This is a genomic window from Dokdonella sp. (genome assembly GCF_051958935.1).
Lineage (GTDB): Bacteria > Pseudomonadota > Gammaproteobacteria > Xanthomonadales > Rhodanobacteraceae > Dokdonella_A.
Map to the genome: position 1 here is coordinate 1 of NZ_JBQCFP010000161.1, position 20747 is coordinate 20747.

Annotated in this window: 20 protein-coding genes; 7 read left to right on the forward strand and 13 right to left on the reverse strand. The window is 68.9% G+C overall.

The annotated features are described in order from the left end of the window. Positions 1-301: 301 nt before the first annotated feature. The gene (locus tag ACTHK2_RS15250) at positions 302-508 is read left to right on the forward strand and encodes a hypothetical protein (RefSeq protein ID WP_440246573.1); all 207 of its coding nucleotides are present in this window, start codon (positions 302-304) and stop codon (positions 506-508) included. A 75-nt stretch (positions 509-583) separates the two neighbouring features. On the opposite strand, the gene lpxH is transcribed toward ACTHK2_RS15250, so the two are convergent. The 8 genes from lpxH to ACTHK2_RS15290 all read right to left on the reverse strand — a co-directional run bounded on the left by lpxH (position 584) and on the right by ACTHK2_RS15290 (position 10862). Continuing rightward, entirely contained in the window at positions 584-1303 is a 720-nt protein-coding gene (lpxH, locus tag ACTHK2_RS15255; RefSeq protein WP_440246574.1) for a UDP-2,3-diacylglucosamine diphosphatase, read from the reverse strand. Between the two features lie 158 nt (positions 1304-1461). Continuing rightward, positions 1462-2154, reverse strand: a complete 693-nt coding sequence (locus ACTHK2_RS15260; protein ID WP_440246575.1) for a peptidylprolyl isomerase — start codon at positions 2152-2154, stop codon at positions 1462-1464. Positions 2155-2212: 58 nt separating this feature from the next. Next, complete coding sequence (ppx, locus tag ACTHK2_RS15265) at positions 2213-3766, reverse strand: exopolyphosphatase (RefSeq protein WP_440246576.1); 1554 nt, start codon at positions 3764-3766, stop codon at positions 2213-2215. Between the two features lie 73 nt (positions 3767-3839). Further along, positions 3840-5918: a polyphosphate kinase 1 gene (gene ppk1, locus ACTHK2_RS15270; RefSeq protein ID WP_440246577.1), complete on the reverse strand. Its 2079-nt coding sequence runs from the start codon at positions 5916-5918 to the stop codon at positions 3840-3842. A gap of 17 nt (positions 5919-5935) precedes the next feature. Beyond that, on the reverse strand, positions 5936-6856 hold the full coding sequence (locus ACTHK2_RS15275) for a PstS family phosphate ABC transporter substrate-binding protein (protein WP_440246578.1): 921 nt from the start codon (positions 6854-6856) through the stop codon (positions 5936-5938). Next, complete coding sequence (phoR, locus tag ACTHK2_RS15280) at positions 6853-8169, reverse strand: phosphate regulon sensor histidine kinase PhoR (RefSeq protein ID WP_440246579.1); 1317 nt, start codon at positions 8167-8169, stop codon at positions 6853-6855. The genes ACTHK2_RS15275 and phoR overlap by 4 nt, the downstream gene beginning before the upstream one ends. A gap of 61 nt (positions 8170-8230) precedes the next feature. After that, complete coding sequence (gene phoB, locus ACTHK2_RS15285; RefSeq protein WP_440246580.1) at positions 8231-8920, reverse strand: phosphate regulon transcriptional regulator PhoB; 690 nt, start codon at positions 8918-8920, stop codon at positions 8231-8233. A gap of 196 nt (positions 8921-9116) precedes the next feature. Beyond that, entirely contained in the window at positions 9117-10862 is a 1746-nt protein-coding gene (locus ACTHK2_RS15290) for a beta-barrel assembly-enhancing protease (RefSeq protein ID WP_440246581.1), read from the reverse strand. A 190-nt stretch (positions 10863-11052) separates the two neighbouring features. Here ACTHK2_RS15290 and grxC point away from each other — a divergent pair, with 190 nt between their 5' ends. Both grxC and ACTHK2_RS15300 read left to right on the forward strand, forming a co-directional pair. Continuing rightward, complete coding sequence (grxC, locus tag ACTHK2_RS15295) at positions 11053-11316, forward strand: glutaredoxin 3 (protein WP_440246582.1); 264 nt, start codon at positions 11053-11055, stop codon at positions 11314-11316. Beyond that, positions 11313-11675 carry a carboxymuconolactone decarboxylase family protein gene (locus ACTHK2_RS15300; RefSeq protein WP_440246583.1) on the forward strand — a complete coding sequence of 121 codons (363 nt, stop codon included), beginning with the start codon at positions 11313-11315 and terminating at the stop codon, positions 11673-11675. The genes grxC and ACTHK2_RS15300 overlap by 4 nt, the downstream gene beginning before the upstream one ends. Before the next feature lie 6 nt (positions 11676-11681). On the opposite strand, the gene ACTHK2_RS15305 is transcribed toward ACTHK2_RS15300, so the two are convergent. After that, on the reverse strand, positions 11682-12791 hold the full coding sequence (locus ACTHK2_RS15305; RefSeq protein ID WP_440246584.1) for a hypothetical protein: 1110 nt from the start codon (positions 12789-12791) through the stop codon (positions 11682-11684). 193 nt (positions 12792-12984) lie between these two features. Here ACTHK2_RS15305 and ACTHK2_RS15310 point away from each other — a divergent pair, with 193 nt between their 5' ends. After that, positions 12985-13995 carry an isocitrate dehydrogenase gene (locus ACTHK2_RS15310; protein WP_440246585.1) on the forward strand — a complete coding sequence of 337 codons (1011 nt, stop codon included), beginning with the start codon at positions 12985-12987 and terminating at the stop codon, positions 13993-13995. Between the two features lie 14 nt (positions 13996-14009). On the opposite strand, the gene thiD is transcribed toward ACTHK2_RS15310, so the two are convergent. After that, positions 14010-14807, reverse strand: a complete 798-nt coding sequence (thiD, locus tag ACTHK2_RS15315; protein ID WP_440246586.1) for a bifunctional hydroxymethylpyrimidine kinase/phosphomethylpyrimidine kinase — start codon at positions 14805-14807, stop codon at positions 14010-14012. A 263-nt stretch (positions 14808-15070) separates the two neighbouring features. On the opposite strand from thiD, the gene ACTHK2_RS15320 reads away from it, so the two are divergent. Further along, on the forward strand, positions 15071-16183 hold the full coding sequence (locus ACTHK2_RS15320; RefSeq protein WP_440246587.1) for a hypothetical protein: 1113 nt from the start codon (positions 15071-15073) through the stop codon (positions 16181-16183). Positions 16184-16289: 106 nt separating this feature from the next. Here the strand turns inward: ACTHK2_RS15320 and ACTHK2_RS15325 are convergent, their stop codons facing one another. The 3 genes from ACTHK2_RS15325 to ACTHK2_RS15335 all read right to left on the reverse strand — a co-directional run bounded on the left by ACTHK2_RS15325 (position 16290) and on the right by ACTHK2_RS15335 (position 18910). After that, entirely contained in the window at positions 16290-17657 is a 1368-nt protein-coding gene (locus ACTHK2_RS15325; RefSeq protein WP_440246588.1) for a PhoH family protein, read from the reverse strand. Positions 17658-17865: 208 nt separating this feature from the next. Continuing rightward, on the reverse strand, positions 17866-18327 hold the full coding sequence (locus tag ACTHK2_RS15330; protein WP_440246589.1) for a peroxiredoxin: 462 nt from the start codon (positions 18325-18327) through the stop codon (positions 17866-17868). Between the two features lies 1 nt (position 18328). Next, a complete protein-coding gene (locus tag ACTHK2_RS15335; protein WP_241987989.1) occupies positions 18329-18910 on the reverse strand; it encodes a glycine cleavage system protein R in 582 nt (193 codons plus the stop codon). Positions 18911-19110: 200 nt separating this feature from the next. On the opposite strand from ACTHK2_RS15335, the gene dapA reads away from it, so the two are divergent. Together dapA and ACTHK2_RS15345 are read left to right on the forward strand one after the other, a co-directional pair. After that, on the forward strand, positions 19111-20013 hold the full coding sequence (dapA, locus tag ACTHK2_RS15340; RefSeq protein WP_440246590.1) for a 4-hydroxy-tetrahydrodipicolinate synthase: 903 nt from the start codon (positions 19111-19113) through the stop codon (positions 20011-20013). A 55-nt stretch (positions 20014-20068) separates the two neighbouring features. Next, a complete protein-coding gene (locus ACTHK2_RS15345) occupies positions 20069-20698 on the forward strand; it encodes a hypothetical protein (RefSeq protein ID WP_440246591.1) in 630 nt (209 codons plus the stop codon). Positions 20699-20747: the final 49 nt, after the last annotated feature.

Genomic DNA, 20747 nt, shown 5'->3' on the forward strand with positions numbered 1-20747 from the left:
CGATCGGAAACCAGAGACATGGAACCGCTTTCTGGCGACACTGATATTCCTCGGTGCTTGATCGGCGCCGCACGCGCAGGATTGCGCGGCCCCGCTGCGGATCAGCACCGAGGGAGGCCCATATAACAATGTCACGGGCGATCTTTGCACCGCCACCAATTCGCTGCCGACATACGGCGGCACGGCCAGCCCACAGAACGAGATCGTCTATTCGTTCACGGCGGAGGACGCGAATGCGTCGATCTCGCTGACACAGGGCGCGGAAGCCTCGTGGAGCGGCCAGTCGGCCGCGATCTTCCTGATGCCCTCGCCTTGCTCGTCGAGCACGGATCCGATCGCGCTCGGCTTCCCCGGCAGTCCGATGGTTTTCAATGGCCTCGCCAACGGCCAGCCGTACTACGTGATCGTGACCGCGGATCCGGGGTCTCCCGCCGCGACCTGTGGCACGTTCACCGCGTCGGTCGCGGGCTGGCTGCCCGTCACGCTGCAGGCCTTCACGATCGACTGATCGCGTGGCGCGGCACGTTCGCGCCCCGCGAGATGGAGCGAGCGCGGCAGCGGCCGCGCTCCGCGGTCCTGTTCCTCAGGCCAGGCGCCTCATCGCGAATTCGCGTCCGCAACAGCGCAACACGCTGCCTTGTTCGTACCAGTCGCCGAGCACGACGCGCTCGGCGGGCACGCCATCGAGGTCGACGCTGTGCTGCGCCGGACGGTGCGTGTGCCCATGGATCAACCGCCGTACGCGATGCGCGCGTAGCGCCGCGACCACGGCCGCGTCGTTGACGTCGGTGATCGCGTCGGCGACCGAGCGCGTGTAGCGCACACTTTCCGCGCGTGCCTGCGCCGCGAACGCGCGGCGCTGCTCGAGCGGCCGCGCGAGGAACGCACGCTGCCATTCTGGCGCATGCGATTGCGTGCGGAACGCCTGGTAGGGTGCATCGTCGGTGCAGAGCGTGTCGCCGTGCATGAGCAGGGTTCGCTCGCCGTCGACGTCGACGATGCTGCCGTCGGGTAGCAAGGTCATGCGCGCGCGCCGCGCATACGCGTCGCCGAGCAGGAAATCGCGATTGCCATGGATGAAGAAGACCGGCACGCCGCGTGCGTGCAGGCCGGCGAGCGCGTCGGCGACCGCGTCGGAGGTTTCGTCGCCCGCATCGTCGCCGATCCACGCCTCGAACAGGTCGCCGAGGATGTACAGCGCCTTCGCGCGCGCGGCTTCGTCGTGGACGAAGTCGACGAAGGTCCGCGTGATCTGCGGGCGGCTCGCATCCAGGTGCAGGTCGGAGATGAACAGCGTGGTCATTGCGTCAGCTCCCCGCGCTGCGACGAGCGCGCCAGCGGCCGGCGGCTGCGACTCTGGAACTCGGCTGCCGTGCCGGCGACGAGGACAGCCATGGGGGACCGTCGGTCGTGTCCCGGGCAGCGGTCGACGCCGGCACGCAACGCTTCACGACGCCAGGCTTATGGGAGGACCGTGACCTTTTCGATGATCACCGGCGTGGTCGGCACGTCGCTGCGGAACGGCCCCTGCGCGCCGGTCGGAAGCGCGCGGATCTTGTCGACGACGTCGAGGCCTGCGGTGACTTTGCCGAACACGCAGTAGCCCGGGTTCGCATCGCCGGCGTAGTCGAGGCGGGGGTTGTCGACGGTGTTGATGAAGAACTGCGCGGTGGCCGAGTTCGGATCGGCGGTACGCGCCATCGCGATCGTGCCGCGCAGGTTGCTGAGCCCGTTCTTCGACTCGTTGACGACCGGCGCGCGCGTCTTCTTCTGGCGCAGGTCCGGCGTGAAGCCGCCACCCTGGATCATGAATTCGGCGATCACGCGGTGGAAGATCGTGCCGTCGTAGAAGCCGCTCTTGGCGTAGGCAAGGAAGTTCTCGACCGACTTGGGCGCCTTGTCGGCGTAGAGTTCGACCGTGATGTCGCCGAGGCTGGTCTTGATCTGCACCTTCGACGGCGCCTGCGCGTCGTTGGCGGTCGCCACGTCGGCCTTCGCGGCCGGCTTGGCGGGTGCCTTCGGTGCGGGCTTGGCGGCGGCCGGCTTGGCGGCGGCCTTGGGCGCCGCGGCGGGCTTGTCCGTGGTGCCGGTGGCCTGGGCCAGCGCGAGCCCGGGCAGCATGAGGACGAGCGCGAGCAACAGTCGCTTGATCATCGGTGGTCTCCGGAGTGGTGCGGGAAAACCGCAATCATAGGGGCTCGCGTGCAGCGCGTCAGCCGGCCGCGGGGGCGCCTTCGGTGGCCTTCGTTTCCAGCGGCCGCACCTGCAGCTTGAGGTCGAGCAGCTTGACGTGGTCGCGTTCCTGGTCGAGGTCGGCGCGCGTGAGCGGATGCTGCTCGAGCCACCGCTGCGGCAGTTCCAGGCGCAGCAGGCGGTCATCCGCCGTGAGGCGCAGGGGCGGCAGGGGTTCGGTGGTGCGCGCGCGCTCGAGCAGGGCGGCGAGGCGCAGCAGTGCCGTCAACCGTCGCACCGGCTGGCGCAGGCGTTCGGGCAGCGCGTCGATCGTTTCGCGATCGGGTTTGCGCCGGTGCGAACGGATCATCGCGGCGAGCGCCTGCTGGCCCTGGCGGCTGAAGCCGGCGAGGTCCGAATGGGCGACGATGTACGCGCCGTGGATGTGGTGCAGGCTGTGCGCGATCGCGAGGCCGATCTCGTGGATGTCCGCGGCCCAGCCGAGCAGGTCGCGCTCGCTGCTGCCCAGTTGCCAGTCGTCGGCGACCTGCTCGAACAGTTCGAGCGCGGCGTGGTGCACGCGCGCGGCCTGCGCGCGGTCGACCGCGTAGCGCGAGGCGAGCGCGGCGACGCTGCCTGCACGGGGGTCGCCGTGCAGCGCACGCCCGACCATGTCGTACAGCAGGCCCTCGCGCATCGCCGTCTCGCACACGGCCATCTGCTCGAGTGCGAAGGTCGTGAAGATCGCCTCGAGCACCGCGGCCCCGCCGGCGATGATCGGCGTGCGGTCTTCGGCGAGTCCGGCCAGGCGCAGGTTCTCGACGCTGCCGGCAGCGAGGATCGCTTCGCGCAGCATCGTCAGCGAGGGCGCGGTGATGCCCTGGTCGCTCCAGCCGTTCGCCTGCACGATGCTGCCGATCGCCTTGGCGGTGCCGGACGAACCGATCGCCTCGCCCCAACCGCGCGCGCGGTAGGCCTCGGCGAACTGCTGCAGCTCGACCGCGATCTCGGTCTGCGCCTGGCGCCAGCGCTTGGGCGTGAACTTGCCGTCACCGAAGAAGCGCAACGTGCTTGCGACGCAGCCGACCTGGATGCTTTCGGTCTCGAGCGCGTCGAAGCCCTGGCCGATGATGAACTCGGTGCTGCCGCCGCCGATGTCGACGACGAGCCGGCGCTGGCTCGACCGCGCGAGATCGTGCGCGACGCCAAGATAGATCAGGCGTGCCTCTTCACGGCCGCTGACGATTTCGATCGGATGCCCCAGCGCGGTTTCAGCCGGCAGGAGAAATGCCTGAGGGTTGGCGAGGCGGCGCACCGTATGGGTGGCGACGGCGCGCACGCGATCGTACGGCAGCGCGCGCAGGCGCTGGCCGAATCGCGCGAGGCAGGCGAGGGCGCGTTCGCGGTATTCCGGGTCGAGGGTGCCGTTCGCGCGCAGACCCATCGCCATGCGCACGCTGTCGCGCAGGCGATCGATGATGCGCAGGCCGCCGTGCTCGTAGCGCGCGACGACGAGATGGAAACTGTTGGAACCGAGGTCGACCGCCGCGAGCAGCTCGCCGTCACGCAGTCGGGTGGCAGGCGCGTCCTTCAAGGGGTCCGCTCCGAGGGGCGACGACGGGATTGTCGCATGGCCCCGGCGACCGCCGCACGACCCCGGACCCGCCTCACTGCGTCAGCTGGTGCAGCAGCGTCTGCTGCGCCGAATGCGCCGGCGCGTCGCCCGCTCCGATGCGGCGATAACTGCCGTCGGGCTCGAGCTGCCAGGCCTGGGTATTGTCGGCGAGGTAGTTCGCGAGCGCCTCGTCGTACACGCGGCGCGCGAGCTCGCGGTCGCGGATCGGGAAGCAGGTTTCGATCCGACGCAGCAGGTTGCGCTCCATCCAGTCCGCGCTCGAGCAATAGATCTCCGGCGACTCGTCGTTCTGGAACCAGTACACGCGGCTGTGTTCGAGGAAGCGGCCGACGATCGAACGCACGCGGATGTTATCCGACACGCCCGGGATGCCCGGCCGCAGCGCGCAGGAACCGCGCACGATGAGGTCGATCTGCACGCCGGCCTGCGAGGCGCGGTACAGCACTTCGACGACGTGCTCCTCGTTGAGCGCATTCATCTTGGCGATGATGCGCGCGCGCTTGCCCGCCAGCGCATGCGTGATCTCGCGCTCGATCTTCTCCATCAGGCCCTTGTGCAGGGTGAACGGCGAGTGCAGCAGGCACTTGAGCTTGATGATGGGCCCGAGGCCCGACAGTTGCAGGAACAAGAGGTGCGCATCCTCGCCGATGTCGGGATTGGCCGTCATCAGGCCGAAGTCGGTGTAGATGCGCGAGGTGATCTGGTGGTAGTTGCCGGTCGACAGGTGCGCATAGCGGCGCAGCGCACCCTGTTCGCGGCGCACGATGAGCAGCATCTTGGCGTGCGTCTTGTATCCGACCACCCCGTACACGACCTGCACGCCCGCTTCCTGCAGGCGGTTGGCGAGGCGCAGGTTCGCCTCCTCGTCGAAGCGCGCGCGCAGTTCGACCACGACGGTCACGTCCTTGCCCTGGCGCGCCGCCTCGATCAGATGGTCGACCAGCGGCGAATTGTTGCCGACCCGGTACAGCGTCTGCTTGATCGCGAGCACGTCGGGGTCGACGCTCGCCTGGCGCACGAGTTCGATCACCGCGCCGAACGACTCGAACGGATGGTGCAGCAGGATGTCGCGTTCGCGGATCGCGTCGAACAGGTTGCCTTCGTCCACGACCACCGGCAGCGCGCGCGGCGTGAACGCGGGGAACTTCAGGTCGGGTCGGTCGATCTGGTCGTACACCGCGTTGACGCGGCTCACGTTGACCGGGCCCTCGCAGCGGTATACCTCCGGCTCGGTCAACTCGAAGTTCTGCATGAGCATGTCGGCGATCGCCTTCGGGCAGTTGTCGGCGACCTCGAGGCGGACGGGGCGTGCGAAACCCCGGCCCTTGAGTTCATCGCGCAATGCGAGCGCGATGTTCTGCACGTCGTCCTCGTCGACGACGAGCTCGCTGTTGCGCGTGACGCGGAACTGGTACGAACCCTTCACCTGCATGCCCGGGAAAAGCTCGTCCATGAACTCGTGCAGCACGCTCGACAGGAACACGAAGTCGTACGCGCATTCGGCGACCTCGGCCGGCATGCGGATCAGGCGTGGCAGCGAACGCGGTGCGCGCACTAGCGCCATGTGGCCCTCGCGGCCGAACGCGTCCCGCCCCTTGAGCACGACGGCGAGGTTGAGGCTCTTGTTGAGGATGCGCGGGAACGGGTGCGCCGGATCGAGGCCGAGCGGCGAGAGCACCGGCAGGATCTCGTTGCGGAAGTAACCCTGCAGCCAGCGGCGCTGTTTGACCGTCCAGCCGTCGCGCTTGGAGAAGCGGATGCCCTCGGCGGCGAGCGCGGGCTGCAGCGTGGTGTTCCAGAAGTCGTACTGCGCCTGCACGAGGGTCAGCGCGCGCTCGCGGATGCGTGCGAGGACGTCGGCGGGCGGCAGCGCGTCGGGGCCGGGGCGCGAATCGCTGAGATTCACCTGCTCGCGCAGCACGGCCACGCGCACCTCGAAGAACTCGTCGAGGTTGGTGCAGGAAATGCACAGGTAGCGCATGCGCTCGAGCAGCGGCACGCGCGGATCCTCCGCCTGCGCGAGCACGCGGAAGTTGAACTCGAGCTGCGCGAGTTCGCGGTTGAAGTAGAGGCTCGGGTCTTTCAGGTTGGTGGCGACTTCGCGGTTCATGGCGTGACTTGCGGGCCTCATTCGATCAGCGCGCGCTGTCCGCGCGCTTCGTCGGCGTCCAGCGGGATGAAACCTTCGCGCCGCACGACCTCCTGTCCGTCATCGGAGAGAATGTATTCGAGGAATGCGCGGGGCAAGGCCGCGGGCGCGTGTTGCGGGCGGCGATTCAAGTAGACATGGATCGCGCGGGCGAGGGGATAGCGACCCGAAGCGATGCCGCGCTCGTCGGGTGCGACGGCCGGCGCGCCCGCAGCGGGCGCGATCGCGAGCGGCTTGACGGTTGCGTTGACGTAGCCGAAGCCGGCATAGCCGATCGCCTCGCGGTGACCGGCGACCGTCGCGATCACGGCGCCGTTGCCGGGCCAGGCGACGACCTCGGCGCGATAGCGGCCCCCGCACAACGCGAGTTCGCGGAACAGTTCATGCGTGCCGGACCCGCTGTCCCGGCCCACGGCGAGCAGCGCCTGCGGCCAGCCGTCGCCGGGAAGGTCGCTCCAATGGCGGATCGGTGCGCGCGCGCCGCACGCGAGCGTCGACGAGTAGATCGCGTCGAGTTCGGCGAGTGTCGCGGCGACGCGTGGATTGTCGGGATGGACGAACACAGCGATGGCGTCGTGGGCGACGACGAGGCGCGTCGGCGCGTAGCCGAAGCGTGCGCGGAATGCCGCCTCCTCGGCGCTGTCCATCGGACGACTCATGAGGCCGAGATCGGCCGCGCCCTCGGTGAGGGCGATCGGCGCGCTGGCCGAACCGCTGGCCTGCGCCTGGATGCGCACGCCACGATGCCGCGCCTGGAACGCCGCGGCCCAATGCGTGAGCAGCGAGCTCGCGGTATCGGAGCCGGCGCACGTCAGGGTGCCGGCCACGCCATCGGCCGCCAAGGCCGGCGCGGCACACGCGGCGAGCGCGAACGTAGCGAGCCGCACCAGCCGTTTCATGGCGCGTGTGCCAATGCCAGCGGTTCGAGCAGGCGCTCGCTGCCGAACACGCAGGCGAACGTACTGCCCACGCCGGGCTCGCTGCGGATATCCAACCGCGCCTGATGCAGGTGCAGCACGTGCTTGACGATCGAAAGGCCGAGGCCGGTACCACCGGTCTCGCGCGAGCGACTCGTCGACACGCGGTAGAAGCGCTCGGTCAGGCGCGGAAGATGCTGGGCGGGGATTCCCTGGCCCGTATCCGTCACCGCGAGGCGTGCGCCACCGTCGGCATCGCGTTCCCAGCGCAACGTGATGCGCCCGCCCGCGGGCATGTAGCGCACCGCATTGCTCACGAGATTGGAGAACGCGCTGTGCAGCTCCTTGGCCGAGCCGAGCAGGTCGCGACCCTCCGAAAGCTCGGTCGTGACCGTGTGCTGCCCCTGGCTCAGCGCATCCGCTTCGCGGCGCAGCGCCTCCAGCAGCGGGCGCATCCCGATGCGCTCCTGCGGCAGGTCGTTGCGCGCCTCGAGGCGCGACAACGTGAGCAGGTCCTCGACGATCTGCGTCATCCGCCGCGACTGGCTCCTGAGTTCGTGCAGGATCGATTCGTACTCGGGCACCTGCTCCGGCTCGATCATGTCGAGGTAGCCGTGCACCACGGTGAGTGGCGTGCGCAACTCGTGCGAGACGTTCGCGACGAAGTCGCGCCGCACCTGTTCCAGGCGCACGAGCTGGCTCACGTCGCGCACGACGAGCAGCGAGCGGTCGTCGGCGTGGCGGATCAGGCGCAGGTCGAGGCGGCGCTCCTCATCGGCCGGCGAGGGCAGGTCGGGCAAGGGCTCGTCGGCTCCGCGCCGGAGCCATTCGCCGAAGCGCGGCGCGCGCACGAGGTTGGGGAGGTGCGCACCGAGGTCGGCCGGGTATTGCAGGCCGAGCAGGTTCGCGGCGGCGGCGTTGAACCATTCGATGCGAAGCCCGGGGTCCAGTGCGATCACCGCGTCCGGCAGCGCCGAGGCGGCGTCGCGGAACGCGCGCAGGCGTTGCACCATGCGCCGCTTGTCGGCGATGGCGGCTCGCTGCTGCCGCCGCGTGAGATTCTCGATCTCGTCCCAGATGCCGCCGCCATCGGCGGCGGGCATGCGGCGCGGGCCGGCGAGGCGGGCCGCGAAACGCGCGAGCCGCAGCAGGCCGTACCCCAGGACGAGCGCGCACGCGGCGAGCAGGGAGATGGGCAGCGCGCGCAGCCACAGGCCGGCCAGGAACGCGATCGCGAACAGCGCCGCGAGCCGCCCTCCGCTGGAACGCCAGGCGCGGCCGAGGCGGCGCTTCATGGCGATGTCCATTGCATGCGGCAGGGCGATTGCGTCGGCAGTGTCCTCACGGATTGGCCGGTCAGACGCTGGTCGAGAAGCGGTAGCCGGCACCGCGCACGGTCTGCACGAGATCGTCCTTGCCGAACGGTTCTAGCGTCTTGCGAAGGCGGCGGATATGCACGTCGACGGTGCGCTCCTCGACGTAGACGCCGCCGCCCCAGACGTGGTCGAGCAGCTGGCTGCGCGTATAGACGCGTTCGGCGTGCGTGATGAAGAAATGCAGCAGGCGGTACTCGGTCGGGCCGATGTGCACGGGCTGGTCGCCGCAGAACACCCGGTGCGCGGCACTGTCGATGCGCAGTCCGCCGAGTTCGACCACGCCCTCGGTGTCCTCGCCGTGCGCACGGCGCATCACTGCGCGGATGCGCGCGAGAAGCTCGCGCGTCGAGAACGGCTTGACCACGTCGTCGTCGACGCCGGCGTCGAGGCCGCCGACGCGATCGGTTTCCTCGCCGCGCGCGGTCAGCATGATGATCGGCACTTCGCGCGTGAGCTCGTCCCTGCGCAACCGGCGCGCGAGGTCGATGCCGCTCATGCCGGGCAACATCCAGTCGAGCAGGATGAGGTCGGGCACGCGCTCGCCGATCGCCGTCTGCGCGGCGCGCGCATCGGGTGCGTGCATCGCTTCCATGCCGGCCTTGCGCAACGCGAAAGCGACCATGTCGCGGATCGCGGCTTCGTCTTCGACGATCAGGATGTGTTTCTGCACGACTCACCGCGTCGCGCCGTGGAAGGGCGCTTCATGACGCCATCATTGCAACCGCATTGTGTTACGCCGGGATGACACCGCGGGTACCGGTCTCGGGGCGTGCCGCGGGTTCACCGGAACCGACCGCGGTTGCATGCGCTCCGGCCGGCGAAAGGCATTGTACATCAGGCAGATAGGGAACCGCGCGCTGCCGATGTCACGGAAGGGCGACGCCGTCGACGCGCGGGCGGCAGCAGCTGAAGCTCGCCGCGGTGAACGAGCCCGGCTCGCTCGGCGACGAGTGCTTGCGCAGCGCGAGGACCGCGGGCGTCAGCTCGGCGATGCGCGCGTCGATGCGACTGCGCTGGTAGTAGCTGAGGTCGGCCTGTTTGGACAGCGCCTTGAGCTGGTTCAGCGCGTCTTCGGCATGCCCGCTGAGCCAGGCGGCTTCGGCATACGCTTCGCTCGCGCGCACCTTGTCGCCGGCGAGCTCGCTGGCGCGCGCGAATGCGCGCTGCAGCTCGGCATCGCCTGCGCTGCGCTCGATGAGCGGGCGCAGCAGGTCGAGCGCGAGGCGTGCGCTCTTCGCGTCGGCATGCGCGACGAGCACGTCGCTGTAGACGAGCGTGATCGCGCGGTTGCCGGGAAAATCGCGATGCAGTTGTGCGAAGGTCGCGAGCGCCTCCTCCCTGCGGCCGGCCTGGTCCTGCGCGGTGGCGAGGGCAAGGCGCAGCACCGGCGAGTCGGGCTGGCGGGCGACGAGCGGGCGCAACTGGTCGATCGCCGCCACCGGCTCGCGGCTCGCCGTCAATGCCAGCGCATAGCCGTAGCGGTTCGCCGGGCTGTCGAACGCGGGATCGTCGCGCAGGTTGTCGGCGTAGTACGAGCGGATCGCGGTCGGCGATTTCGCGATCTGCACGCGCACGCGTTCGCGCATGAGCTCGAAATAGGCCTGCATCGCCTTGCCACGCGGCGCGCAGGCGGCCACGGTCACGCGCGGCAGGGCCTTGCCTTCGCCGTGCTCGGCCACGCTCACGGTCGCGGCGTCGCTCGCGGCGATCGCGCTCGCCTCATCGGCGGGGCCTTCGTCGCCGTGGCGCGGCGACAGGCTGAGATCGAGGCCGCCACCCGTATCGCCCGCATCGCCTGCAGGCGCCCGCACGTGCGTCGTTTTCGGGCAGCCGAGCTGTTCCGCGCGCGCCTTCGCGTCGGCGATGCGCCGGGTGTCGAGCGGGTGGTCGAGCAGGAACTCCGGGATGTCGACGCCGTTGACGCGCATGACCTTCTGCAGCGCCTGGAAGGCGCCGGCCATGGCCATCGGGTCGAAGCCCGCGCGTGCAAGCGTCTGGATGCCGACGCGGTCGGCTTCCGCCTCGTCGCCGCGGGTGAAGTTGATCTGGCGCTGCTGGATCAGCGAGGTGCCCGTCATCATCGCGGCGGCGGCCGCGTCGTCGGTGCGATGCGCGCTCGCGATCATCACGCCGAGCATGCCGAGCATGATCGGGATCGACATCTTCTTCTGGTCTTCGAACGCGCGCAGGATGTGCTGCTGCTCGACGTGCGAGATCTCGTGCGCGAGCACGCCGGCCAGTTCGTCCTCGTTGTCCATCGCGGTGATCAGGCCCGCGTTGGCGGCGACGTAGCCGCCGGGCGCGGCGAACGCGTTGATCTGGTCGTCGCGCACGATGAAGAACGTGAAGCCGGGGTCGGGATGGTCGCTCGCCGCGACGAGGCGATAGCCGAGCGCATTGATGTAGTCCACCAGCAGCGGATCGTCGACGACGAGGTCGTAGGCGCGCATCTCCTGCAGCATGCCCGCGCCGTACTCGCGCAGTTCCTGCGGAGTGGCGAGGCCGGCGGCGGAACTGCCGATGTCCGGCAGTTTGACGTCGAGGTCGCGCGCGTCGGCGAGCGTGCACAGGCACGCGGTGGCGAGGGCGGTGAGGGTGGGGGCGAGACGCATGGCGGAACCGCGATGGGATCGTTGCTCGGACCACATTAGCGCGCGCGTGTTCCCGTCGCCACCGGCTGCGCGCGGAGGGCACGCCAGCACCGGCCACGCGGCTCAGGCGGCATTCATGCCCGGCCGGCCGGGGCTCTTGCAAGCCGGCCCGGCCCGCCCCAATCTTGCATCGGGTCCACGGACGCGCGGCATGAATCGAGTCGAGATCTACACCACCGCCATTTGCCCTTACTGCGTGGCGGCCAAGCAGTTCCTGAAGCAACGCGGGCTCGCCTTCGAGGAGATCCGCGTGGACACCGTGCCCGCGCGGCGCACGGAGATGCTCGAACGCAGCGCCGGACGGCGTACCGTGCCGCAGATCTTCGTCAATGGCGCACATGTCGGCGGTTTCGACGATCTGGTCGCCGCGGAACGGTCCGGGCGCCTGCGTGAACTGACGGAGGCGGGCGCATGAGCGATCGCATCGGCGAGTTCACCCAGTTCCGCCAGCGCCTGAACGAGCGCATCCTCGGCCAGGACAACCAGGTGATCCGGCGCTTCTTCGCGCTCGACACGCAGACCTACAAGGGCGGCGCGCTCGACGTGAAGACGAAGGAGATGCTCGGCCTCGTCGCCTCGCTGGTATTGCGTTGCGACGACTGCATCAGTTACCACGTCGCCCAATGCCTCGAAGCCGGCGTCGACGAGGACGAGTTCTTCGAGGTGTTCAGCGTCGGGCTCGTCGTCGGCGGATCGATCGTGATTCCGCATCTGCGCCGCGCGGTCGACTTCCTCGACCAGATGACCGCCGGCACATCCGACGACGCGAGCTGAGCGTCCTCAGGGACGGGTCACGCGCAGCAGGCGCACGCGTGCACCATGGGCATCACGGCCGTCCAAACGGTCCAGTCCGACCTGGTTGAAATCGGCGATCGTCGAGGCGCCGAGCGAGAGTGTGCACAGGTCGGGAATCGTCGCGAGCGGGCTGCGCCGGCAGTCGAGGCTGGCGCCGTCGGCGTCGAGGAAATGGAACGTGTTGGCGTCCTGGCGCGTCGGTCTCGCGAACTCGAACTGACGCAAGGTCGTTTCATCCTCGCCGACCAGTACCCAGCGGCCGCTCCAGTCGGCGCCGGCTTCGCCGTTCGCGAAGCTCGACCGTGACAACGCGAACGCCCGCACCGCGATGTCGCGGCGGTCGTCGCTGCGCACCAGCCATGCACGCGCACGCGATGGCGAGAGGAATTCCAGCTCCAGCCGCAGCCCGTCGATCGCGCGCGGCCGGCTGCCGGTCGGCGAAAACAAGGGGTCACCGTTGCGCAGTTCGAGCAGTGGGACGACCGTGGTGCGACCCTTCTGGCGCGCGCTGCCGAAATACCAGACCGGATTGCCGTCGTCGGAGAAGCCGAACAGGTTGACCGCAAGCTGGTCGCCCTGCGCTTCCAGGCTCATGCCCGTGCTGCGCGAGGCGGGGCCCGCTTCGATCGACGCTTCCGACCACCAGAAGCCGTTTTCGGGCTGCGGCGTGCCGCTGCCCGGCGCGCTCGTATCCAGCAGCCGGAACGCGATCATCCCGGGGCTGTCGCCCGCATCCGAGAACACGCTGACCCGGTACACCTGGCCGGGCGCGAGCGGTGCTCCCGCTTCGACCGGGTCCACGCGCAGCGCGTAATTGCTTGCGCGCCGATCGGGACAGCCGGTCTTGGGCACGTGGAGCTCGATACCGATGTCCGGCCCGTTGAAACTCGTTCGCTGGATCGACGGGCGGCATGTGGACGGCGCTTGGCCGATGATGCCGATCTGGTAGTGCGGCAGGGGTGCGTCGATCGGGTCGGTCGACTCGAGGCGGACGTTCAGCGCGTACGCCGGCATGGCGAGCATGCCGAACACGAGCGCGCACCCCGCCAGGCGCCGGGCCAGTGCAGCGCGTTTTGTTGTACGGGGCAGGGACATTCGCGGATAATGCGCGTCCACATCGGCTCCGGCAAGCCCGGGTCGGCCGATATCCTTGTCGCAGAAGGGATTTTCGCGCGGCCCCTGCCGCAAATTCCCATTTCGCGCAGCGGCGGACGCCGGTCGGCGTCGCCGGCGCGGCGACGGGCCACCACCGGCGTGCGGACGCACGCTGCACGGAGTCTGATTCGAAATGAACAACACGATTGCGGTGATCCGCGGCGACGGTATCGGCCCGGAGATCATGGACGCCACCCTGCGCGTGCTCGAGGCGATGAAGCTTGGCCTGCAGTACGACTTCGTCGAAGCTGGCCTCGCCGCCTACGAACAATGCGGCGAACTGCTGCCGCAGGCGACGCTCGATGCGATCGCGAAGCACCGCATCGCGCTCAAGAGCCCGCTGACGACGCCGGTCGGCGAGGGCTTCAGTTCGATCAACGTGCTGCTGCGTCGCACGTTCGATCTCTACGCGAACGTGCGCCCGGCGATCTCGTTCCCGAATACGCGTTCGCGCTTCCCCGAGAACGTCGACCTCATCACCGTGCGCGAGAACACCGAAGGTGCGTACGCCGGCGAGGGCCAGCAGGTGTCGGAAGACGGGGCCACCGCGACCCTCGTACAGAAGATCACGCGCAAGGGATCCGAGCGCATCGTGCGCTACGCGTTCGAACTCGCGCGCCGCAACGGCCGCAAGAAGGTCACGGTCGTGCACAAGGCGAACATCCTCAAGTCGACGTCGGGCCTGTTCCTCAAGGTCGCGCGCGAAGTGGCCGCGCAGTATGCGGACATCGCCTGCAACGAGCTCATCGTCGACAACTGCTGCATGCAGCTCGTCATGAAGCCCGAGCAGTTCGACGTGATCGTCACCACCAACCTGTTCGGCGACATCATCTCCGACCTCTGCGCCGGCCTCGTCGGCGGCCTCGGCCTCGCGCCGGGCGCGAACATCGGTGCCGATGCCGCGATCTTCGAGGCCGTACACGGTTCGGCGCCCGACATCGCCGGCAAGGGCATCGCCAACCCGTGCGCGCTGCTGCTTGGCGCCGCGCAGATGCTCGACCATCTCGCGCGCACCGATGAAGCGACCCGCCTGCGCGCGGCGATCCGCGCGACGCTCGAGGCACGCGATCGCGTCACGCCGGATCTCGGCGGCAGCGGCACGACATCCACATTCGCCGACGCGATCATCGAACGCCTCGCCTGACCGTCGGCGCGCCCTCAGGGCGCGGCGGCGCGATGATCGAGCACCTTCAGCACGCCCATGCCGGGGCGATAGCCGGCGGCGATCGCTTCCTGAACGAAATGGATCGCGGTTTCGACCGCGTCTTCGAGCGGTCGTCCGAGCGCGAGCCCGGCGGCCACGGCCGCCGACAGCGAACAGCCGGTGCCATGGAACTCGCCGCGCCGGCGGCGCTGGTGGAACCAGTGTTCGCCGTCGCGCGTGAGCAGCAGGTCGGAGACTTCGGTTCCGGCGAGGTGGCCGCCCTTCAGCAGGACTGCGCGCGCGCCCGCATCGCGCAGCGCGTGGGCCGCGTCCGGCATCGCCGCAAGCGATGCGATGCGCCGGCCCAGCAGGGCCTCGGCTTCCGGGATGTACGGCGTCACCAGCGTCGACGAGGCCAGCAGGCGGCGCAGGCTCGCGACGAGTGCCTGCGTGCCGAGCCGGGCGCCCGTGGTCGCGACGAGCACCGGATCGAGCACGACCGGCAGGCGCGGCCGCCGCGCCAGTGCCGATGCGACCTCGCGTGCGATCGCCGGTGTCGCGAGCATGCCGAGTTTGGCCGCGCCGACGCGGAAATCGCCGAGCACCGCCTCGATCTGCGCGCGCAGGAATGCGGTCGGCGCCGTGTGGATCGCTGTCACGCCGCGCGTGGGCTGCGCCGTCAGCGCAGTGATCGCGCTGGTGCCATGCACGCCGAACGCACTGAACGTGCGCAGGTCGGCCTGGATTCCGGCACCGCCGCCCGAGTCGGATCCGGCGATGGTCAGGGCAATCGGGATGGCAGGGGTCGGCATGTTCGGTCGGTGTCGTGTTTTCGCGACACTGCCGAAACAATCGACTGCGTCACAATGATCGGACGAAAACGCCCGTTCCATAACGGGTTACGGTGGGTCGGCAGGCCTTTCGCGCTTGACAACTGTTGCGTTTTCGCAAACGATAGCGCGGGGATTACACCACAAACCTTTTCCACGGTCGCAACAGGGCGATGCAGCGGGCAACGGCTACAGGGAGATGGATGGGAGCGCTGGGCACAGGGCTGGCGCTCCCATTTTTTTCGATGATGGCGCAAGCCGCTCCGCTCGACGGCGGAGTCGCGGTCGCGAGCGAACTCGCCGCGCCGTCGGCCGGCGGTTCCGGGCTCGCGCGCTGGCACGACTATGCGCTCGCGAGCATCACGCCGCAGTTTTCCTGGGCTTTGCAGCCGCAGGAACTCGTCGCGCCCAACGTACTCGACAACTACTCCGGCGAAGTCGCACGTGCACCGCTGTTCGAGGCGCGCGCGACGGCGCAGGGCCGCCTTTCCATTTCGGTCGCTACCGGCGCCGTGTCCGACACCCCGGTCGTGTTGCCGGCCATGCAGCCGCAGCATCTGGCCGTGCCTTCGCCGGGCCTGCAGCGTACCGTCGTCGCCCCGTCGCTCGCGACGGGCTGGGGCGAGAGCGGCAGCCTGCGACTGACCGGCGTGCTGGCCTATCAGCGCTTCGCGAGCTTCGGTCTCGGCACCACGACGGACGCCTGGCATCCGCTGCCTAACTGGCAACGCGACAGCGCCTACGGCGCCGGCGCGCGCATCGACGTCGGCAACGACATCGGCGAACGCCTGCGCTGGACGTTCGGCTATCAATCCCGCGTGGGCATGGACGCGTTCTCGAACTATCGCGGCGTGTTCGCCGATGCCGGCGACTTCGACATCCCGGCCAGCGCGACCGCGACCTTGAGCTATGCGCTCTCGCCGGAGCTGTCGATCGACGCAGGCGTGCAGCGCGTGCAGTACAGCGCGATCAGGCCGTTCACGAGTTCGAACCTGCCGACGCGTTTCCTCGCCTTGCTCGGCGACAGTTCGAGCCCGGTGTTCGCGTGGCGCGATCTCGACGTGTACAGCCTCGGCTGGACCCTGCGCGCCGAGGACATCGGCAGCCTGCAGATGCGCTACACCACGCGCCAGCAGCCGGTGCCGACCTCGCGCCTGCTCGAGAACGCGCTCTCGTCCGCCACCGCGAAGGGCATGTTCTCGCTCGCATGGGGACGTCCGATCGGTGCTGCGAACGTGAGCTTCTCGGCGAGCTACGCGACGTCGCCGTACTACCTGCTCATGCCGACTTACGTTCCGCGCGAAAATTCGACCGCGAGCCGCTTCGAATTCGAAGCGCTGTGGACGACCCGTTTCTGAGCGAGCCACGTTCATCCGCCTCCGCCGACGCCCGCGAATGGCGGGCGTCGTGCTTTCGGTCGCGCGGGCGGAATCAGAGCACTTCCGACGCGTTGTCGGCGAGGCGCTAACGTTCGCCGCGACGCAACGTGATGTGCGCGCTGTGCTCCCAGTCCTTGAAGCGATCGACGGCGTAGGTGAGGCCTGACGTCGTCTCGGTCAGGTAGGGTGTGTCGATCTGTTCGACATTGCCCAGGCACACGATCTTGCTGCCCGGACCGGCGCGGGTGACCAGCGTTTTCATCTGCTTGGGCGTGAGGTTCTGCGCTTCGTCGAGGATCACGTACCGGCTGAGGAAGGTACGTCCGCGCATGAAGTTCATCGAACGGATCTTGATGCGCGAGGCGAGCAGGTCGTTGGTCGCCGCGCGGCCCCAGGCGCCGCCTTCCTGCGGGTTGGTGAGTACCTCGAGGTTATCGGTGAGCGCTCCCATCCATGGCGTCATCTTTTCCTCCTCGGTGCCGGGCAGGAAGCCGATGTCCTCGCCGACCGACACGGTTGCGCGCGTCATGATGATCTCGCGGTAGCGCTGCTGGTCCATCACCTGCGCGAGGCCCGCGGCGAGTGCGAGCAGGGTCTTGCCGGTGCCGGCGGTACCGAGCAGGGTGACGAAATCGATCTCCGGATCCATCAGCGCGTTGAGCGCGAAATTCTGTTCGCGATTGCGCGCCTGGATGCCCCACACCGAGTGCGACGCGCCGATGCGGTAGTCGTCGACGATCTGCAGCACCGCCTTCTGGCCTTCCAGGCGCAACACGCGCAGTTCCACCTCGTCCTCGCCGGGCAGGAACAGGTTCTGGTTCGGGTGCCAGTCTTCGTCCTTGCGCCGCTTCACCTCGTAGAACGTGCGGCCGCGTTCCGACCACGAACGCAACTCGCCGTGGCGATCCCAGAAATTCTCCGGCAGTTCGGCGACGCCGTTGTAGAGCAGGCTGAAGTCGTCGAGCGCGCGGTCGTTCTCGTAGTCCTCCGCGGTGATGCCGTAGATCTTCGCCTTGATGCGCAGGTTGATGTCCTTGGACACCAGCACGACCGGTTCGCGCGGACGCGCTTCGCGCAGGCCGGCCACCGCCGCGAGGATGAGGTTGTCCGGCATCGTGCGGGTCGAGCGCTTGTCGACCGCGACGTGCGCATTGGTCTGGAAATACAGGCGACCGGCCTTCGACTTGCGATCGAGCTGCAGGCCTTGCGGCAGGCGCAGCTCGACGCCGTCCTCGATCGGGTGGCCGTTGCCGGCCACCATCAGTTCGTTGAGGAAGCGGCTGACCTGGCGCGCGTTGCGCGATGTTTCCGACGTGCCCTTCTTCGCGGCATCCAGTTCCTCGAGCACCGTCATCGGGATGAACACGTCGTGTTCCTCGAAGCGGAACAGCGACGTCGGGTCATGCATGAGCACGTTGGTGTCGAGTACGTAGATGCGCTTGCCTCGAGTCATGCGGGAGCCTCGTACGGGAAGGAAGGATCGCGCACGCGCGGCTGCGCGCGCGGGTCGTGCGCGAATGTCGTGGGCGATGCGCGGCATGGTCCGTGCGCATCATCGCGGGGATGTCGTCGGTACCGACGTCGGCTCGCCGATTCCGGCGTCCGCCGGCAGGGCGGGCCGTCGAAGTTGCCGATCTGGATGCGGCAGGGCGAGATGACGGTCACAGCTGGATGGCGCGCTCCAGTACGGCGGCGGCATGGCCCGGGACGCGCACGTTGCGCCATTGCGCGACGAGCGTGCCTTCGGCGTCGATGAGGAACGTGCTGCGGATGACCCCGACGAACGTGCGCCCATACAGGGTCTTCTCGCCGAGCACGCCGAAGGCGTTGCACCAGGTTTCGTCGGTATCGGCGACGAGCGGGAACGGCAATGCGTGCTTGTCGCGGAATTTCGCGTGCGAGGCGGACGAATCGCGCGAGACGCCGACGATCTCGCAGCCGGCCTTGCGGAACTGCCCGTAGAGGTCGCGGAAACCGTGCGCCTCGTTGGTGCAGCCGGGCGTGTTGTCCTTCGGGTAGAAGTACACCACCACGGCCTGGCCGCGGAGGTCCGCGAGGGCGAGTGTGCTGCCGTCGTGCAGGACGCCCTTGAGCTTGGGAACCTTTTTGCCGATGTCGGGCATGTCAGAACTTCATCGGATCCATGATCGCGTCGAGGTTGAGGCCATCGCAGAACTCGAGGAAGTCGTCGCGCAACGCGGCGATGTGCATCGTGTTCGGAATGCCGATGGTGATCTGCGCGGAGAACATGTCTGCGCCGGTCTGCATCGCGCGATAACGGGTGGAGTGCAGTTGCTCGATCGTGATGTTCTGGCGTTCGAAGAACTCGGCGAGCTGGAACAGCACGCCGGTCTTGTCCGCCGCCACGACCTCGACGACGTACGGCAGCAGGTTCGCCTGCGGCTGCCGCGCGCTCGTGCGGAAATGCGTGAGCCGAAGCTCGCCGTCGCGATCGAGCCGCGCGAGCGCGTTCTCCAGTTTGGCGATCGCGTCCCATGCGCCCTGCGCGAGGGCGAGTACGCTCAGTTCGTTGCCGAGCGTGGACACGCGCGCTTCGGCGAGGTTGCAGCCGCATTCGGAAATGCGCTTGCTGAGGGCGACGAGCGGCGAATGCGCGGGAGTGCCGAAGGCGCTGATGAGGAGGTAGTTCTCGTTCGAAGCGGGTCGCGTGGCGTCGCCCGGGGCCTGCCTTCCTGCCTGCTTCACGTTTCCATGTCCTGGCCGTCGCACCGCCCGGCGATGCGCTCATCCGCAGAATACTGGTGCACCCCCGGGGTCGCAAGCGGACCGGCGCCGTGGCGACACGCGCCTCGCGGATGCCGCAATCCGCCCGTGTCCGCGCATGGACTTGCGCGAAGCTTCCCTCGTACCATGGCTTGCTTCCGATCCGCAGGGCAGGTCCAGGCGTGGCTCTTTCAGGCAGCATCTGTGCACTCGCGACGCCGTTCCGAGCGGGCGACGGCGCGCTCGACCTCGACGCCTTCGGCAGACTCATCGACCAGCAACTCGCCGGTGGCACGCGAGCACTCGTCGTCGCCGGTTCGACCGGCGAAGCGGCTGCGCTCGACGACGACGAATATTCGACGCTGATCGCATTCGCAGTCGCGCGCGTCGCGCGGCGCGGGCCCATCCTCGCCGGCAGCGGCCTGTCCTCGACGCGCAAGACCGTCGCGCAGACCCGACGCGCGGTCGACGCGGGCATCGACTACGCGCTCGTCGTCGCGCCCGCCTACGTTCGACCGACGCAGGAAGGCATGTTCCGCCACTTCAGCGAAGTGGCCGAACACGCGGGCGTGCCGATCGTGCTCTACAACGTGCCGAGCCGCACCGCCTGCGACCTGCGCCCGGACACCGTCGCGCGCCTGGCCGGACACGGCAACATCGCCGGCATCAAGGAGGCGATCGGCGACGAGGCGCGCATGCGCGAACTCATCGCGCTGGGCACTCCGTCGTTCAGCGTCCTGTCGGGTGACGATCCGACCTGCGCGCGCGCACTGCTTGCCGGCGCGGACGGCGTGATCTCGGTGGCCGCGAATGTCGCGCCGGCCCTCTTCGCGGCGATGTGCCAGGCCTGTGCGCGCGGCGACGAGGCGGTCGCGAGCGAGCTGGACCGCCGCCTGCAGCCGCTCTACGGCGCGCTCGGCCTCGAGCCGAACCCGATTCCGCTCAAGTGGTGCCTGTCGCGGCTCGGCCTCGGCTCGGCCACGCCGCGGCTGCCGCTGACCGAACTTTCGCCGGCATTGCGCGCCGCAGCCGATCGCGTGCTGGCTGAACTGGGACTGGTCGAGGCGGCTCCCGCAGTCGGGTAGACTAGGCAGATCACTGAACGACGGGACGGTATCTGTGAGACGGAACATCTCTGCGTTGCTGGCGGCGCTGGTGTCGGCGTCGCTGCTCGGCGGCTGCGGTTTCATGCACCGCCATTTCGAGCGCAAGAACGACGAATACAAGACGGCGGTCGAAGCGCGGCCGCTGGAAGTTCCGCCCGACCTCGACACGCCCAACAGCTCGGGTGCGCTGACGGTGCCGCCGGTGGCGGCTCGCGCGGCCACGCCATCCCCGGGCGCGGCACCGGTGGGCACGAATGCGGTGAGCGACGGCGGCGCCGCCGCCCCGCCGCCGGTCGTCGCAGCGACGCCGGGCGCCTTGCTCAGCGGCAACGGCCTCACGGTCGCCGATGCCGTCGCCAGCACCTGGTCGCGCGTCGGGCTTGCGCTGGAGCGCTCGGGCGCGGCGACGATCGTCGGCCGCGACGAATCGGGCTACACCTATGCGGTCGAAACGACCGGCACGACGACCGCCAAGGCAGGCTGGTTCAAGCGTGCGATCACCCTCGGTCGGGCAGGTACCAAGACCACGGCGCGCGTGCAGTTGACCGTGCGGGTGGCGGCGGAAGGCTCGGGCAGCCGCGTCAGCGTCGAAGGCGCGGACGACGATGCCTCGCGCGACGCCGCACGCGCGCTTCTGCAGACCCTGCGCGAGCGACTCTCCTGAGTTCCACGTGATCGCGTTGCCGGGCACATGCCCCGGCAACGCGATCGCC

Coding starts and splice junctions, on each gene's coding strand:
- ACTHK2_RS15330 (WP_440246589.1), bottom strand. CDS start 18,327: ATGCCCGACATCGGCAAAAAGGTTCCCAAGCTCAAGGGCGTCCTGCAC.
- ACTHK2_RS15300 (WP_440246583.1), top strand. CDS start 11,313: ATGAGCGATCGCATCGGCGAGTTCACCCAGTTCCGCCAGCGCCTGAAC.
- thiD (WP_440246586.1), bottom strand. CDS start 14,807: ATGCCGACCCCTGCCATCCCGATTGCCCTGACCATCGCCGGATCCGAC.
- phoR (WP_440246579.1), bottom strand. CDS start 8,169: ATGAAGCGCCGCCTCGGCCGCGCCTGGCGTTCCAGCGGAGGGCGGCTC.
- ACTHK2_RS15325 (WP_440246588.1), bottom strand. CDS start 17,657: ATGACTCGAGGCAAGCGCATCTACGTACTCGACACCAACGTGCTCATG.
- grxC (WP_440246582.1), top strand. CDS start 11,053: ATGAATCGAGTCGAGATCTACACCACCGCCATTTGCCCTTACTGCGTG.
- ACTHK2_RS15305 (WP_440246584.1), bottom strand. CDS start 12,791: ATGTCCCTGCCCCGTACAACAAAACGCGCTGCACTGGCCCGGCGCCTG.
- lpxH (WP_440246574.1), bottom strand. CDS start 1,303: ATGACCACGCTGTTCATCTCCGACCTGCACCTGGATGCGAGCCGCCCG.
- ACTHK2_RS15275 (WP_440246578.1), bottom strand. CDS start 6,856: ATGAAACGGCTGGTGCGGCTCGCTACGTTCGCGCTCGCCGCGTGTGCC.
- ACTHK2_RS15260 (WP_440246575.1), bottom strand. CDS start 2,154: ATGATCAAGCGACTGTTGCTCGCGCTCGTCCTCATGCTGCCCGGGCTC.
- ppk1 (WP_440246577.1), bottom strand. CDS start 5,918: ATGAACCGCGAAGTCGCCACCAACCTGAAAGACCCGAGCCTCTACTTC.
- ACTHK2_RS15310 (WP_440246585.1), top strand. CDS start 12,985: ATGAACAACACGATTGCGGTGATCCGCGGCGACGGTATCGGCCCGGAG.
- ACTHK2_RS15250 (WP_440246573.1), top strand. CDS start 302: ATGCCCTCGCCTTGCTCGTCGAGCACGGATCCGATCGCGCTCGGCTTC.
- ACTHK2_RS15290 (WP_440246581.1), bottom strand. CDS start 10,862: ATGCGTCTCGCCCCCACCCTCACCGCCCTCGCCACCGCGTGCCTGTGC.
- ACTHK2_RS15320 (WP_440246587.1), top strand. CDS start 15,071: ATGATGGCGCAAGCCGCTCCGCTCGACGGCGGAGTCGCGGTCGCGAGC.